We start from the raw sequence: 14,689 nt of genomic DNA on the forward strand, positions 1-14,689 counted from the left end.
TCACGCTCAACTCCCTTACGCCTCAAGGACGTATGCCATGACTGCCGTGATCGTGGGCATCGGCGTGCTCGTCGCCGTCTGCCTGCTCGTCGTACTTGTCGTCTCCCAGCTGTTCCGCAAGGTGGAGCAGGGCAAGGCGCTGATCGTCTCCAAGCTGCGCAAGGTCGACGTGACCTTCACCGGGCAGGTCGTGCTGCCGGTGCTGCACAAGGCCGAGGTGATGGACATCTCGGTGAAGGCCATCGAGATCACCCGGGCCGGCAAGGACGGGCTGATCTGCCGGGACAACATCCGTGCCGACATCCGGATCTCGTTCTTCGTGAAGGTCAACAAGACCGTCGAGGACGTCGTCAAGGTCGCCCAAGCCGTCGGCACGGCGCGGGCGAGCGACCAGAGGACGCTGCAGGAGCTGTTCCACGCGAAGTTCTCCGAGGCGCTGAAGACCGTTGGCAAGCAGCTGGACTTCACCGACCTGTACACCAAGCGCGAGGAGCTGCGGTACCGGATCATCGAGGTCATCGGCGTCGACCTCAACGGCTACCACCTGGAGGACGCGGCGATCGACTACCTGGAGCAGACGCCGCTGACCCAGCTCGACCCGGCCAACGTCCTCGACGCCCAGGGCATCCGCAAGATCACCGAGCTGACAGCCGTGGAGCACGTGCGCACCAACGAGGCCCAGCGCACGGAGGAGAAGGAGATCACCCGGCAGAACGTCGACGCGCGCGAAGCGATCCTGGAGCTGGAGCGGCGCCAGGCCGACGCCGAGATCAAGCAGAAGCGGGAGATCGACACCGTACGGGCCCGCGAAGAGGCCGAGACGGCGCGGGTCATGGAGGAGGAGCGGCTGCGTGCCCAGGGCGCGTTCCTCAAGACCGAAGAACAGCTCGGTATACAGCGGGAGAACCAGGCCCGTGAGGTCGCCGTCGCGGCGAAGAACCGCGAGCGGGTCATCGCCGTCGAGAACGAGCGCATCGAGAAGGACCGGCAGCTCGAGGTCATCGCGCGGGAGCGGGAGACGCAGCTGACGCAGATCGCCGCCGCCAAGGAGGTCGAGGCGGAGAAGCGGGAGATCGCCGAGGTCATCCGCGAGCGGGTCGCCGTGGACCGTACGGTCGCCGAGCAGGAGGAGGCCATCAAGAAGCTGCGGGCCGTGGAGGAGGCCGAGCGCGGCCGGCAAACCGTGATCATCGCCGCCGAGGCCGAGGCGCAGGAGAAGCTGGTCAAGGACATCAAGGCGGCCGAGGCCGCCGAGCATGCCGCCGTCCACCGCGCCGCCGAGGAACTCACCCTCGCCGAGGCCCGGTTGAAGAGCGCCGACCTCGACGCACAGGCCAAGCTGCGCCTCGCCGAGGGCATCCAGGCCGAGACCGCCGCCGAGGGCCTAGCGGCCGTCCAGGTCCGCGACAAGGAGGCCGAGGTCATCGAGAAGGCCGGCCGCGCGGAGGCGGAGGCGACCCAGGCCAGGCTGCGTGCCGAAGCCGACGGTGCGCGTGCCAAGGCGCTGGCCGAGGCCGAAGGCATCAGCGGGAAGCTGAAGGCCGAGGCCGCCGGTCTCACCGAGAAGGCGGCCGCGATGGCCGCCCTGGACGACGCCTCCCGCGGTCACGAGGAGTACCGGCTGCGCCTGGAGGCCGAGAAGGACATCCGCCTTGCCGGGCTGGATGTGCAGCGGCAGGTCGCCGAGGCACAGGCCACGGTGCTGGCCACCGGGCTGGAGAACGCCGACATCAACATCGTCGGCGGGGACTCGGTCTTCTTCGACCGGCTGGTGTCCTCGATCGCGCTCGGCAAGGGTGTCGACGGCTTCGTCCAGCACTCCGAAACGGTCCAGGCGCTCGCCAAGCCCTGGCTGGACGGCACCTCCAGCTTCACCGACGACCTCAGCCGCGTCCTCGGCTCGGTCTCCACAGCAGACGTGCAGAACCTGACCGTCTCCGCCCTGCTGATGAAGCTCATGAACAACGGCGGCGCGAACGCCGGACAGTTCCGGCAGCTCCTGGACAAGGCCGGCGAGTTGGGCCTCGCCGAGACCTCGCTGACCGCTCTCAACGGCAACGTCAGGGCCTGACCCTCGCCGGGGCCTGACCGGCATGCCAGGACCCACGCTGCCGCCACGGCCCGACCCCCGGCCCGTGGTCCGGAGCTGCCGCACAGGGGACGGCAGCTCCGGACCACGTTTCTCCGACACCCGAGAGGGACCCCATGACCACCGGGACCACCGGTCCGGACGCCGGCACGTACGAGGTGCTGCGCGACCGGCTCACCGCGCAGGCCGCCGAGCTCGCCCGCCGCGCCGAGGCGCTCAACGCCCGGCGGACCGAGGAGTTCGGCTCCACCCGGCTGGAGTTGACGAGCACCGAGCGGCTGCGCACCGAGCACACCTGCGTGCCCCGCGACATCGTCTCCGTCGGCGACACGCTGCTCTTCGGCCACAACGTTTTCCTCGGGTTCCTCGGGCTCAAGCCGGAGACCACGGTGGGCGACGTCTTCGCGCTGTACGACCGCGACCTGAACCGCCTGCCCGAGGACGCCGTGCCGGGCCTGATCGACGACCCCGCCTTCGTCCGCGAGTTTGCCGCCCTCTACCGCTACTACCGGCAGACCCACCTCCTGCAACTACGCCGTGTCGAAGGCAAGTTGCTGGCCGTCTTCCAGACCGGCGAGAAGGCCGGCGACATCCGCGTGCTGCGCTGGGCCCTTTCCGACGACGGCCGTGCGTCCTTCCTGGACGCGCGCGGCGAGCGCGACCACGTCTTCCCGCCTTCCCACGACTTCGCATGGACGCGGACGACCCGCGAGGACCACGTCCTCGGCCGCCACCCGCACGTCTCCATCGAGGGCGAGGTCTTCGTCGAGACCGTCGGCGGCACCTTGACCGTCAAGGTCGAGGACAACACCGAGACGGGCGAGGGGATGTACGCAGAGCCGGTCGCCGAGCCGCTGCAGTCCCTTGCCGACGCGGACATCGCGTACGCGCGCGTGGGCGCTCTCGTCCTGTTGGACGTCCTCCCTTACAAGGAGGACGTCCACCGCTACCTGGTCTTCAACACGCTCACGAAGAGCGTCGTCCGCCTCGATGGCATCGGCCGGGCGTGCCGTCGGCTGCCCGAGGACCAGGGCATCGTCTTCCCCGGCGGATACTGCCTGGCCACAGGCAGGTACAAGACGTTCGACGGGCTCGACACCGAGGAATTGGAATTCGAGCGAGTGGTCCGCTCACCCAACGGCGAGGACGTTCTCTTCGCCTTCCACGCGCGCGTGGAAGGCCGCAGTCTGCTGCTGCCCTACAACATGATCCGCAAGGAGGTCGCCACCCCGCTGTCCTGCCACGGCTGGGCCCTCTTCGACGACGGCACGCTGGTGGCCCTGCGAGCAGACAGCGACGAACCGCAGCGCGTCCACCCCGTCCAGCTCTGGAACTCCCCGTTCGTCTCCGACACCCATACCGCCACCCAGCCGGTAGGGGCCGGCCCGCTCGCCCGTGTCGGCAACGCCGACCTCGTCCGCGGCATCTCCGACTGCCTGTCCATCACGCGCGCGGTCACCGAGACCACCCCGACGAGCGAGGTGTACGAGGCACTGGCCGCCGCCTGCGTCCGGGCCACGGATTCGTACCACTGGCTGAGCCATCCCGAGCTCGGAGATCTGCACGAGCCGCTCACCCAGGTGCGGACCACCGCCGAGCAGGTGCTGGCCGAGTTCGAAACCGTCCAGGCTCTCACCCGCCAGGCCGCCGACGCACTGGCCGAAGCCGCCGCACGGGTAGCGGCGGTCGTTCGACGCCTGCGCGGCGAGGCCCCGCGCAGCGCAGGCGCCTGGGTGACCGGCCTGACCGAGCTGCGCCACGCGCAGGGCCACCTGCTCACCCTCAAGGACACGCGGTACGCCGACGCCGCGCGCATCGACGAACTCGCCGCCGGCGCCGAGGCCGAACTCGCCTCCTTCGGGCAGCGGGCCGTCGCTCACCTCGCCCGCGAGGACGCCTTCGCCGGCCACCAGGCCGACATCGAGCAGCTCGCCGCCGATGCCGAGGCGATCGCCACCGTCGCCGAAGCCGCGCCTGTCGCCGCCCGCCTCGGCGACCTCGCCGACGGACTGCGCACCGTGACCGAGGTCGTCGCCGGGCTCGACATCGGCGACGCCACCGTCCGCACGTCCATCCTGGAGCGGATCGCCGAAGTCCTCGGCGACATCAACCGCGCCCGAGCCACCCTCGACGGTTGCCGCCGCGCGCTTCTCGACCGTGAGGGGCGGGCCGAGTTCGCCGCCGAGTTCGCGCTGCTCGGCCAGGCCGTCATCGGCGCGCTCGCGGCTGCCGACAGCCCCGAGGGGTGCGACGAGCAACTCACCCGCATGCTGGTGCGGGTGGAGAACCTGGAGTCCAGGTTCTCCGAGTCCGACGACTTCCTCGGCGAGCTGGCGGACAAGCGCGACGAGGTCCACGGGGCGTTCTCCGCCCGTAAGCAGACCCTGGCCGACACCCGCGCCCGCCGCGCCGAGCGCGTGGCCGACTCGGCGAGGCGCGTCCTGCAGACGGTCGCCCGCCGCGCGGGCGCGCTCGCCGACGCGGACGCGATCGCCACGTACTTCACCTCCGACCCGACGGCCGCCAAGGTCCGCCGTCTCGCCGACGAGCTACGCGAACTCGGCGACCAGGTACGGGCGGAGGAACTGGACGGCCGGCTGAAGGCTGCCCGCCAGGAGGCGCTGCGCGCCCTGCGCGACCGCACCGACCTGTACGCCGACGACGGCCGCACCCTCCGCCTGGGCACTCACTGCTTCGCCGTCAACACCCAGCCACTCGATCTCACCCTCGTCCCGCACGGTGACACCCTCGCCTTCGCGCTCACCGGCACCGACTACCGCTCGCCGGTCACGGACCCCGACTTCGCCGCCACCCGGCTGTACTGGGACCGCCCGCTGCCGTCGGAGTCGCCGGAGGTCTACCGCGCCGAGCACCTCGCCGCCCGGCTGCTGGACGAACACGGCCCGACCGCGCTCGCGGAGGCCGACCTGTCCGCCGTCGTCCGGCAGGCGGCGGAGGCGGCATACGACGAGGGCTACCAGCGCGGCGTCCACGACCACGACGCGACCGCGATCCTCGCCGCACTTCTGCGCCTGCGCGAGGACGCCGGCCTGCTCCGCCACGAGCCCGCCGCCCGCGCCACCGCCCAGCTCTTCTGGGCGCACGGCACGACCGCCGAGGAGCGCGAGAGCTGGACCCGGCGGGCGATGTCGTTGGCGCGCGCCCGGGACACGTTCGGGCCCGCGCCCGCCATCGACGACCTCGTGGCCGAATTGGCTGAGGCGATCGGCACACGAGCGGCGGCCGCCTACCTCTTCGAGGAGCTGACGAGCGGCCCCGACGGCTTCGTCATCAGCGCCGGCACCCGCACGCTGCTCGACAAGTTCCGCCGCACGGTGGGCACATCGCCCTACGACGACGACCTCGCCGTCCTCCCCGACCCGGCCGCACGCAGGCAGCTGGTGGAGGCGTGGCTGACGTCGTACACCACCGCGACCGGCACGGAGATCACCCCTGGCGACCTGGCCGAGGCGGTGGCCGCCGAGCTCTGCCCGGACCTGCACCGCTACGAGTCCGACGCACCACTGACCCAGTGCGTGGAGGGGCTGCTGGGCGCCCACCCGCGCATCAGCGGCCGTAGGCTCACGATCCGGGTGGACGAATTCCTCGCCCGCACAAGGGAGTTCCGCGCCCAAGACGTCCCCGCCCACCGCGCCTACCAGCGGCGCCGCGCGGCGTTGGTGACCGCCGAGCGCACCCGCCTCCGCCTGGACGAGTACCGGCCGACGGTGATGTCCGCGTTCGTGCGCAGCAAGCTGATCGACGAGGTGTACCTGCCGCTGGTCGGCGACAGCCTCGCCAAGCAACTGGGCACCACGGGCGAGTCCAAGCGCACCGACACCGGCGGCCTGCTCCTGCTCATCTCACCACCCGGCTACGGCAAGACGACCCTCATGGAGTACGTAGCCGACCGCCTCGGCCTGATCCTGGTCAAGGTCAACGGACCCGCGCTCGGCCGTGCGGTGACCTCCCTCGACCCGGCCGAGGCTCCGAACGCCACCGCCCGCCAGGAGGTCGATAAGATCAACTTCGCGCTGGAGACAGGCAACAACACACTGCTGTACCTGGACGACATCCAGCACACCTCGCCCGAGCTGCTGCAGAAGTTCATCCCGCTGTGCGACGCCACCCGCCGCATCGAGGGCGTCCGGGACGGCCAGCCGCGCACCTACGACCTGCGCGGCAAGCGCTTCGCCGTCTGCATGGCCGGCAACCCCTACACCGAGTACGGCAGCCGCTTCTGCGTCCCCGACATGCTCGCCAACCGCGCCGACGTCTGGAACCTCGGCGACGTCCTGACCGGCAAACAGGACGCCTTCGCGCTCAGCTTCATCGAGAACTCGCTCACCGCCAACCCCACCCTCGCCCCGCTCGCCGGTCGCGACCGCGCCGACCTCGACGTGCTCATCCGCCTGGCCGAGGGCGACGCGACGGCCCGCGCCGATCGGCCGGCCCACCCGTACGCCCCAGCTGAACTGGAGCGGATCCTGGCCGTACTGCGGCACCTGCTCGCGGCCCGCGAGACGGTCCTTGCGGTGAACGCCTCCTACATCGCCTCCGCCGGCCAGTCCGACGCCACCCGCTCCGAACCGCCCTTCCAGCTCCAGGGCTCCTACCGCAACATGAACAAGATCGCCCAGCGCATCCAGCCAGTCATGAACGGCACCGAGCTCGCCGCGCTGATCGACGACCACTACCGGGCCGAGGCCCAGACCCTCACCACCGGAGCCGAGGCCAACCTGCTGAAGCTGGCTGAGCTGCGCGGCACGCTCACCGACGAACAGACGCTGCGCTGGGTCGAGTTGAAGACAGCGTATGTCCGCACCCAGACCCTGGGCGGACCGGACGACGACCCCCTCACCCGCGCGGTGGCCACCCTCGGCCTGCTCGCCGACCGGGTCGCGGCCGTCGAGTCGGCGATCAACCGCGCCGCCGATCCACGCCACCTGATCGCCGACCCCAGTGCCCGACACGCGGCCCGCCCCGACCCTGGCCACGGGGGGTACTGAGGTGCCGCGCATCCGTCCGGCACCGCTGCCTCGGGAACTGCCCGACGCGGGCACGGCCCGCCGCCGGGCGCGTGCGGGCACGGGCCTGGTCGTGGCGCTGCTCGTGCTGCCCTTCGCCGTCGGTGGCATGGTCCGGTCGGGCGCGGCGGTGGGGCTCGTGACTGGTCCGGTGGCCTTCCTGCTGTGGGTCGAGCTGTGCGCGGAACGCGCGCCGACGCGCTGCTCGTCGGCCAGAATGACCGCGCGGACCCTGACCGGCATACGGTCCGTCGACCTGCGCCGCATCGCGAGTGTCCGGCTGCGGACGACGTTCTCGTACGGCACTGTCCACCGGGCCCTGCTTGTCCGCGACGCACATGGGGTGCGGCTCGGCGTTACCTCCACAGCCGGGCGGCGCGCGCTGCGGCGGGCGCTCGAACGGCAGCCGGGGGTCGTCATGGGACGCCGTCCCAGGGTGAGCCGGGCGGCACGGGTCTGCCTCGGGACCGGGCGCCCTGGCCAACTCGCCGTCCACACCGTGCTCGTGTTCCTCGCACAGGTGGGGCTCGTCTGCGCGTATGTCGTGGCGCTGGTGGAGGCCGGCGGGATCGGCTGACCCGACGGCCCAAGACCGCCCTGTCACTGAGCAGCCGGCACACGCGCGAGTTTCACAGCGCGGTCACGTGGTGCTCAACGCTCCCGCAGCGCCCAGCAGTTCGTGCAGGAGGTGCGAGGCCGTGATCACGCCCAGCAAGCGGATACTGCCTGGTTCCCGGCCGCCCGGTCCGGCTTTGACCTTCTCGGCGACCGCCACCAGCGGGCTGCGTACCTGCGCCATCAGCGCGGCCACCTCCAGCGCTGTGTCGTCCGGGTCGGCGATCGGCGGCGGGGCCGCCTTGCTGGACAGGCAGTCCCCGACACGGCGGCCGGCCAGTGCCTGGCAGAGCCGGTCGGCGTGCTTTTCGTCGACGACGGCGGCGAGGGCCGGGTCTTCGACGACGTAGGCGGGCACCAGCACTTTGATCATCTGGGAGGCCGGCAGGATCGCCTTCGGCTCGCCCCGCTCGTCGAGCACCAGCAGGCCCGGCAGTCTGTGCTCGGCCATCAGCCGGGCAGCGTCCATGGCGTCGCTGTCGACGCTCACCGTTTCGTATTCGACCGCCAGGTCACGAGCGCGCACGGCGGGCTCCTCTTCCACTGGAAATGTTCCTGTGCCCAGCGTCGTACGGTTTCGGGGCGCGGGCCAGGTCATTGACGCGGAACATACGCAGCGGCCCTGTTCGAACACGCATCACTCCGCTCTGGTCACCAACCGTGGTCCGACTGGTTCCGGGTGGCCGAGGTCCTGGCGTCCATTTCGCCGGGCTGCACCCGAGCTCACCATGGTGGCCCGCCGCTGCCGGGGGCCTCCTCGGCTGCCTGAGACCGCACACTCCGCCGGTAGAACCGCTCACTGAGCTGTGATCCGCCGATGAGTCCAGCGGCGAACATCAGCGCGCCAACCTCCATCGTCGAGCCGAAAAACGTGGCGTCCTCGGTGTCCAGGCCGCTCCACCGCAGCATGGGAACCACCAGACCGCCGATCCAGATCACCAGCAGCGCCACCCCTCGCACGCGGATGCCCCACGGGCTCGTACGACGTCGTACTCGCGCGGGTGCCCAGCCTCGCAACGAGGCGATCGCCAGAGGGAGGGCGAATGCCGACCAACCGATCAGCCACAGCCAGGGGAACAAGGTTCACGCTCCATATCCGGGTGCCGCCCAGCGGCCGAAGGCTTTGCGGCGGCTACCGCCGACGGCAGGCGCCGGCGCGAGGGCGCGCCCGGGCGGTTCCAGGACCGTCCGGGCGCGCCGCGCCACCGGGTGTCCGACGTCAGCCGGTGACCTCGATCTTTCCGTTGGCTTCGGCGGGAGCCGTGGTCGCGGCCTGTGTCCCACCGGTCCGCCGGGTCATGCCCTTCAGCAGGTCGGCGAGGTCGACTCCGGTGGTGGAGCTGAGAAGTTCGACGCCCTGGGCGACGTTGTCGGTGACGGTCCGCGACAGCCGGCTCGCGCCGTCCGTCGATATCACCGTCATCTTGTCGATGGCGCTGAGCGGCTCGGACGCCTTGGCGACGACCTGGGGCAGGACCTCGACGAGCATCTGGAGCACGGCCGCGTCGCCGTACCGCGCGAACGCGTCGGCCTTCCTGTGCATGGCCTCGGCCTCGGCGGCGCCCTTCGCGCCGATCGCGGCGGCCTCGGCCTCACCCTCGATGCGGACCGCGTCGGCGAGCGCGGCGCGGTGTGCCTTCTCGCCCTCACCGGTCAGCCGGGAGCGCTGGGCGTCCGCCTCGGCCTGCTTGACCAGGGCGATGCGGCGGGCCTCGGCCTCCTGCTCGGCCTGGTAGCGGGCGGCGTCGGCGGGCTTGCGGACCTTGGTGTCCAGTTCGCGGTCGGTCAGCGCGGCCTGCCGCTCGGCGACCTTCTCCTGCTCGGCGAGCACCTCCTGGCGGCGGGCGGCCTCGGCCAGCGGGCCGGCGGCTGCGGCTCGGGCAGCGGCCTCGTCGGTCTCGGCCTTGATCTCCGCCTGCTTCAGCGCGAACGTCCGCTGCGCGATCGCGATCTCCTCCTCGGCCTTCAGCCGGGCCTGCTCGGCGGCCCGCCGGGCCACCGCCTCGGCGATGTCGGCCTCCTGCTTGGCGCGCGCGGCCTCGGGACGGCCGAGGTCCTCCAGATAGGAGCCCTCGGTGCTGATGTCCTGGATCTGGAAGGCGTCCAGCACCAGGCCCTGCCCGGACAGACTCGCCTCGGCCTCCTCCGCGACCTGCCCCGCGAAGGCGGCGCGGTCGCGAATGATGTCCTCCACCGACATCCGGCCGACGATGGCGCGCAGCGCGCCGGAGAGCACCTCCTGGGTGAACCCGACGATGCCGTCCTGCTGCATCAGGAACCGCTGGGCGGCGGCACGGATGGAGTCCTCACTGCCGCCGACCTTGACGATGGCGACGCCTTCCAGGTGCGCCTTGACACCGCGCAAGGTGACCGCGCCGCGCACCGCCACCGGGATGTGCCGCGAGGACAGGTCGAGGGTGAACTTCTGCTGCACGAACGGCACGACGAACACGCCGCCACCGACCACGACCTTCTGGCCGCTGTTGTCCGTGAAGACCCGGCCGGTCTCCGGATCGGTGGCCTTCTTGCCGCGCCGCCCGGTGACGATGAACGCCTCACTGGGACCGGCCACCTTGTAACGCGTGACCACGACCAGAGCCAGCAGGACCAGGAGTATGACGACTCCCACGACCGCGACGAGGACAGGACTCATGACAATGCCCCTCTTGGAAACCCAGCCCCCTGAGTGCGGGGCGGAACGAAAAACAACAACGACGAACGGACGAAGGCTCAGCGGTCGACCGGGCGTACCGCCAGGGAGGTGGCCGACAGGGCTTCCTCGACCCACACCTCGGTACCGCGCTCGACGGGGCCGACGCTCTTCGCGGCGTACTTGACCGGCTGGCCCGCCAGATACACCAGCACCTCGCCGTAGCCGTCGGCCGGGATCGGCGTGACCACGGAGCCGGAACTGCCCAGCAGGTCCGTGCCGCGCGGGGTGGCGCCGGGCTCGTCCCGCATCAGGGCCCGGCTGAGGCGCCAGGTCAGCCAGCCCGCCCCGGTTCCCGCGCCCGCCCCCGCGACGGCCGCGGCGCCGGCCCCGAGGCCCGTGGTGCCGAGCACGATCGCCCCGCCGAACCCGAGCATCGAGACGAACCCGGCGATCACCGGCAGCGACAGCAGCCCGTCGAACAGACCCTCCAGCGCGCCGACGCCGTCGAAGAGCCCTTCCAGGACACCGTCGAAGACGAGCGCGAACACCAGCAGGACGAGACCTGCGATGCCGAGACCCAGAAACAGCGTCACGGAACTTCACCTCCCCGCTGTCGTCCACGCCACGTGGATGGTCTCACGTGCGACTACGGCGGTCATTGCCGGATTCCGGCAATCTTTACGCGCCTTTTATGCCTGACCCAAGCGTCTACGGACCGCGTCCGAAGCAGCGGCCGCCGGCTGAGGAGCCGGGCGGGCCCTGGTGGGCCGTGGAGAGCACCACACGGTCCTGGGGCGCGGAAGGACCTGGCGATGGTGCGCACTTCGCAGCCGTCCGCTCCGGACGGTCTCCTTGCCCGCGCGGTACGACGAGGGTGAACCGCTCCCGGTATGCAGTCCGTCACCTCCGGATCAGGCCAGTGCGAAGTAGCGCAGCCACACGTACCCCGCCGACAGCGCCACGGTGACGACGGTGACGACCAGGCCGTACTTGGTGAACTGCCAGAAGGAGATGGGCTGCCGGTTGCGTTCGGCGATGCCCAGGACGACCACGTTGGCACTCGCGCCGATCGCGGTGGCGTTGCCGCCGAGATCCGCGCCGATGGCCAGGGCCCACCACATGACGTGGTCGCCCGAACCGCCCATCGACTGCACGAGGTCGCTGGTGATCGGCGCCATCGTCGCGACGTAGGGGATGTTGTCCACGACGCCGGACAGCACGGCCGACGCGCTCAGCAGCAGCATCGAGCCGCCGAGTTCGTTGTCGCCGATGGCGTCGGCGAGGGCCTTGGAGACCTCGCCGATGACACCGGTCTCGATCAGACCGCCGATCATGATGAACAGCCCGGCGAAGAACGCGAGGGTGGGCCACTCGACCTCGGTCAGGACCTCGCCGGTCTCCACGGCGGACACTGCGATCAGCAGGCCGGCGCCCAGCAGCGCGACGACGCTGGGCTCGTAGTGCAGCACCGGGTGGAGCACGAAGCCGACGACGACCAGGGCGAGCACCACGAGCCCCTGGACGAGCAGCCGGGGATCCTTGATGGCCTCACGCTCCTCCAGCGCCATGACCTCCTCGGCGCGCGCCTCGTCGTAGACGAAGGACTCGCGGAACAAGAAGCGGCACAGAGCGACGAGCACGACGACCAGGACCGCGGAGAGCGGGGCGAGGTGAACCAGGAAGTCGTTGAAGGTCAGGCCGGCCCGGCTGGCGATGATGATGTTGGGTGGGTCGCCGACCAGGGTCGCGATGCCGCCGATGTTGGATGCGAACACCTCGGCGATCAGGAAGGGGGCGGCGGGCAGCCCGAGGCGCTCGCAGACCAGCAGGGTGACGGGGGCGATGAGCAGGACCGTGGTGACGTTGTCGAGCAGCGCCGAGGCCATCGCCGTGATCACGATGAGCATGACCATCACGCGGAAGGGTCTGGCCCGTGCCCGTTTCACCGACCAGATCGCCAGATACTCGAACATGCCGGTCTTCTTGAGCACGCCGACGATCATCATCATGCCCATGAGCAGGAAGATGACGTTCCAGTCGATTCCGCTGTGCTCGGAGAAGAAGGCCGACTCGTCGTCGGTCGCGCCGATCGCCAGCATCAGCGCGGCACCGCCGAGGGCTGCCCCCACGCGGTGGATCTTCTCGCTGATGATCAGGCCGTACGTCGCCACGAAGACGACGATCGCCGCCCAGCTCTGCCAGCCGTTCACGATCCTCCGATGAGTCGTTCCGTCGGGCGGGCGGCCGTCACGGCGCCTGCCGGCCAGGTTCGGCCGCCGTCGTGTTCGACGACGGTGACCAGTGGGGTGTGCGTGCGGGCCATGAGAGCCGCGATGCACATGATGCTCGCGTCCGGTCCGACCGTCGGCCGGCGGAACCCGCGACGCGGGAGCCTCCCCAGGCTCTCAACTTCTCCCCCCAGTGGCTCACGGGCCTGGGAGGTGCCCCCGGAGCAGGGGGGATCCCCGTCGCGACCGTGGGCACGACGGCGTACGGCTGGTCGTCCCGGTCGACGGCCGGCAGTGACGGCAGCTTGTGCTCCCGGGCAGCAGCGCCGCGTCGGTGGCGTCGTCGTCGGGTGGACACGTACGGGTAGGACTCGGCGAGTTCATGCGCCGACATGGCCGGCCTCCTTGGTCGTACGGGCGGACTCGTCGCCGCCGGGTACGCCGGCGAGGTCCTCGACGTCGAAGAGGCGGGCGATCGGAACGTCGGTGGAGCTGTGCGCGATGATCGAGAAGGCGATGCACACGGCGATGAGCGTGAACGCCTCCTCGCCCTGCGGGATCCCGGCTTGCAGCACCAGCAGCCCGTACACGACCGACGCGAAGCCCTTCGGCCCGAACCAGGCCGCGACCAGCTTCTCCCGCCGGTCGAATCGCGTGCCCAGCAGCGAGAGCAGCAGAGAAGCCGGGCGGATCAGCACGATGGCCAGGACCACGGCGACGTAGCCGCCGAAGGACAGGTCCCCGAATAGCTGAGGAGTCAGCAGCGCGCCGAACACCAGCAGCGCCGCGAACTTCGCCAGCTCCGCCAGCGCTTCGCCGAGTGGTTCGAACGCCTCCTTCGCCTCCGGTGAGCGCGCGGTGAGCACCGCGCCCGCCGAGAACGCGGCCAGGTAGGGGTTGGCGTGCGTCAGGTGGCACGTCGCGTAGAGGATCACGCCGATCGCCAGCGGCAGCAGCGGTTGCAGCTTGGGCTCGGCGCCCAGCAGCCGGAACCGGACGAGCTCGATCACCACGAACGGCAGGACGACACCGAACGCCAGCCCGAGGACCAGCTCGAGCGCGATCTTCCCCAGCGACGCCTCGGCGTGCCCGGAGGTCGGCCCGGCCGCGGCGATCAGGATGAGCACGACCGGCAGAGCGAGCCCGTCGTTGATGCCGCTCTCCACATTCAGCAACTGCCGCAGCTTCGCCGGGACTTCCTTGCGACCGACGATCGCCGAGGCGAACACCGGGTCGGTCGGCGCCAGCACGGCGCCGACCAGGAACGAGGTCGTCCAGTCCAGGCCCACCAGGTAGTGCGTGATCAGCGCCATGCCGACGAACGCGAGCGGCATGCCGAGTCCGAGGGCGCGGGCCGGGTTGCGCCAGTTGGCGCGCAGCTTGGGGAAGGAGACGTGCATGCCGTCGGTGATGAGCACCGCGAACAGCGCCAGATCGGCTGTGACGGACACGATCTCACTGTCGGGCGTGATGTGGATCAGCCCGAGGAAACCGTCGCTGACGAGCGCGCCGCCAACCAGGAAGAGAAAGGAGGTGGACAGCACGGTCCGTGCGGCCAGACCTGACAGCAGCACCGCGATGAGCAGTGCTGCTCCGAACACCACGACGAGCACCATGACCTGAACCCCCGATCAACGAAGAGAGAGTTGTCCTCACATCGCCGACCAGGCTTCCCGGCACACCGCTGGGAACCCTACACGTTCTTTACGCGGCACTGACAGGCCACCAGCGCGCACTCTGACCGGCCGGACACTGCCGGGTTCGGGAAAAAGACGTCTCGGCCGCGCAAGGTGCCGTCGTCCGTTCCAGCCGCCGGCGCATGGGTGATGCCGATGTGGCGCAGGACCGACCGTGCCCGGTCGTGCGCATGCGTGCGGCCAGCCGTGTGCCGCGCGCCCGGGCTGCACGAAGAGCCATGAGCAGCGCCGCCCCGCAGCCGTCCGGACTGAGGTGGTTCACACCGGCCGGGTGACCTGTCGCCTCGGGCCGGGCGGCATCCGACGCATTCCGGATCCTCTGATACTGCTTGCCGGAAGGGCGGTACGAGTCAGTCCGGCTGCTGCAGGGAGGAGGGCCG

9 protein-coding genes are annotated in these 14,689 nt (G+C 70.6%); 3 read left to right on the plus strand and 6 right to left on the minus strand.

Annotation, left to right across the window (positions count from 1 at the left end):
* Nucleotides 1-37: 37 nt before the first annotated feature.
* The 3 genes from C6376_RS30840 (at nucleotide 38) to C6376_RS30850 (ending at nucleotide 7,693) form a co-directional block, all read left to right on the plus strand.
* Complete coding sequence (locus C6376_RS30840) at nucleotides 38-2,071, plus strand: flotillin family protein (RefSeq protein WP_173985766.1); 2,034 nt, start codon at nucleotides 38-40, stop codon at nucleotides 2,069-2,071.
* A gap of 134 nt (nucleotides 2,072-2,205) precedes the next feature.
* Nucleotides 2,206-7,098, plus strand: a complete 4,893-nt coding sequence (locus C6376_RS30845; protein WP_107446405.1) for a DNA repair ATPase — start codon at nucleotides 2,206-2,208, stop codon at nucleotides 7,096-7,098.
* Nucleotide 7,099: 1 nt separating this feature from the next.
* Entirely contained in the window at nucleotides 7,100-7,693 is a 594-nt protein-coding gene (locus tag C6376_RS30850; protein ID WP_216825624.1) for a hypothetical protein, read from the plus strand.
* Between the two features lie 63 nt (nucleotides 7,694-7,756).
* Here C6376_RS30850 and C6376_RS30855 read toward each other — a convergent pair whose 3' ends face one another.
* The 6 genes from C6376_RS30855 to C6376_RS30880 form a co-directional block, all read right to left on the minus strand.
* Nucleotides 7,757-8,257: a CBS domain-containing protein gene (locus tag C6376_RS30855; protein WP_107449290.1), complete on the minus strand. Its 501-nt coding sequence runs from the start codon at nucleotides 8,255-8,257 to the stop codon at nucleotides 7,757-7,759.
* Between the two features lie 197 nt (nucleotides 8,258-8,454).
* The gene (locus C6376_RS44015; RefSeq protein WP_159083306.1) at nucleotides 8,455-8,811 is read right to left on the minus strand and encodes a hypothetical protein; all 357 of its coding nucleotides are present in this window, start codon (nucleotides 8,809-8,811) and stop codon (nucleotides 8,455-8,457) included.
* 139 nt (nucleotides 8,812-8,950) lie between these two features.
* Nucleotides 8,951-10,384 (minus strand): flotillin family protein, encoded by a 1,434-nt coding sequence (locus C6376_RS30865; RefSeq protein WP_107446407.1) that lies wholly within the window; start codon nucleotides 10,382-10,384, stop codon nucleotides 8,951-8,953.
* A 77-nt stretch (nucleotides 10,385-10,461) separates the two neighbouring features.
* Nucleotides 10,462-10,977 carry a hypothetical protein gene (locus C6376_RS30870; RefSeq protein WP_107446408.1) on the minus strand — a complete coding sequence of 172 codons (516 nt, stop codon included), beginning with the start codon at nucleotides 10,975-10,977 and terminating at the stop codon, nucleotides 10,462-10,464.
* Between the two features lie 318 nt (nucleotides 10,978-11,295).
* The gene (locus C6376_RS30875; protein ID WP_107446409.1) at nucleotides 11,296-12,594 is read right to left on the minus strand and encodes an SLC13 family permease; all 1,299 of its coding nucleotides are present in this window, start codon (nucleotides 12,592-12,594) and stop codon (nucleotides 11,296-11,298) included.
* Nucleotides 12,595-12,992: 398 nt separating this feature from the next.
* Nucleotides 12,993-14,228 carry a sodium:proton antiporter gene (locus tag C6376_RS30880; protein ID WP_107446410.1) on the minus strand — a complete coding sequence of 412 codons (1,236 nt, stop codon included), beginning with the start codon at nucleotides 14,226-14,228 and terminating at the stop codon, nucleotides 12,993-12,995.
* Nucleotides 14,229-14,689 lie beyond the last annotated feature (461 nt).

The organism is Streptomyces sp. P3, assembly GCF_003032475.1.
Lineage (GTDB): Bacteria > Actinomycetota > Actinomycetes > Streptomycetales > Streptomycetaceae > Streptomyces.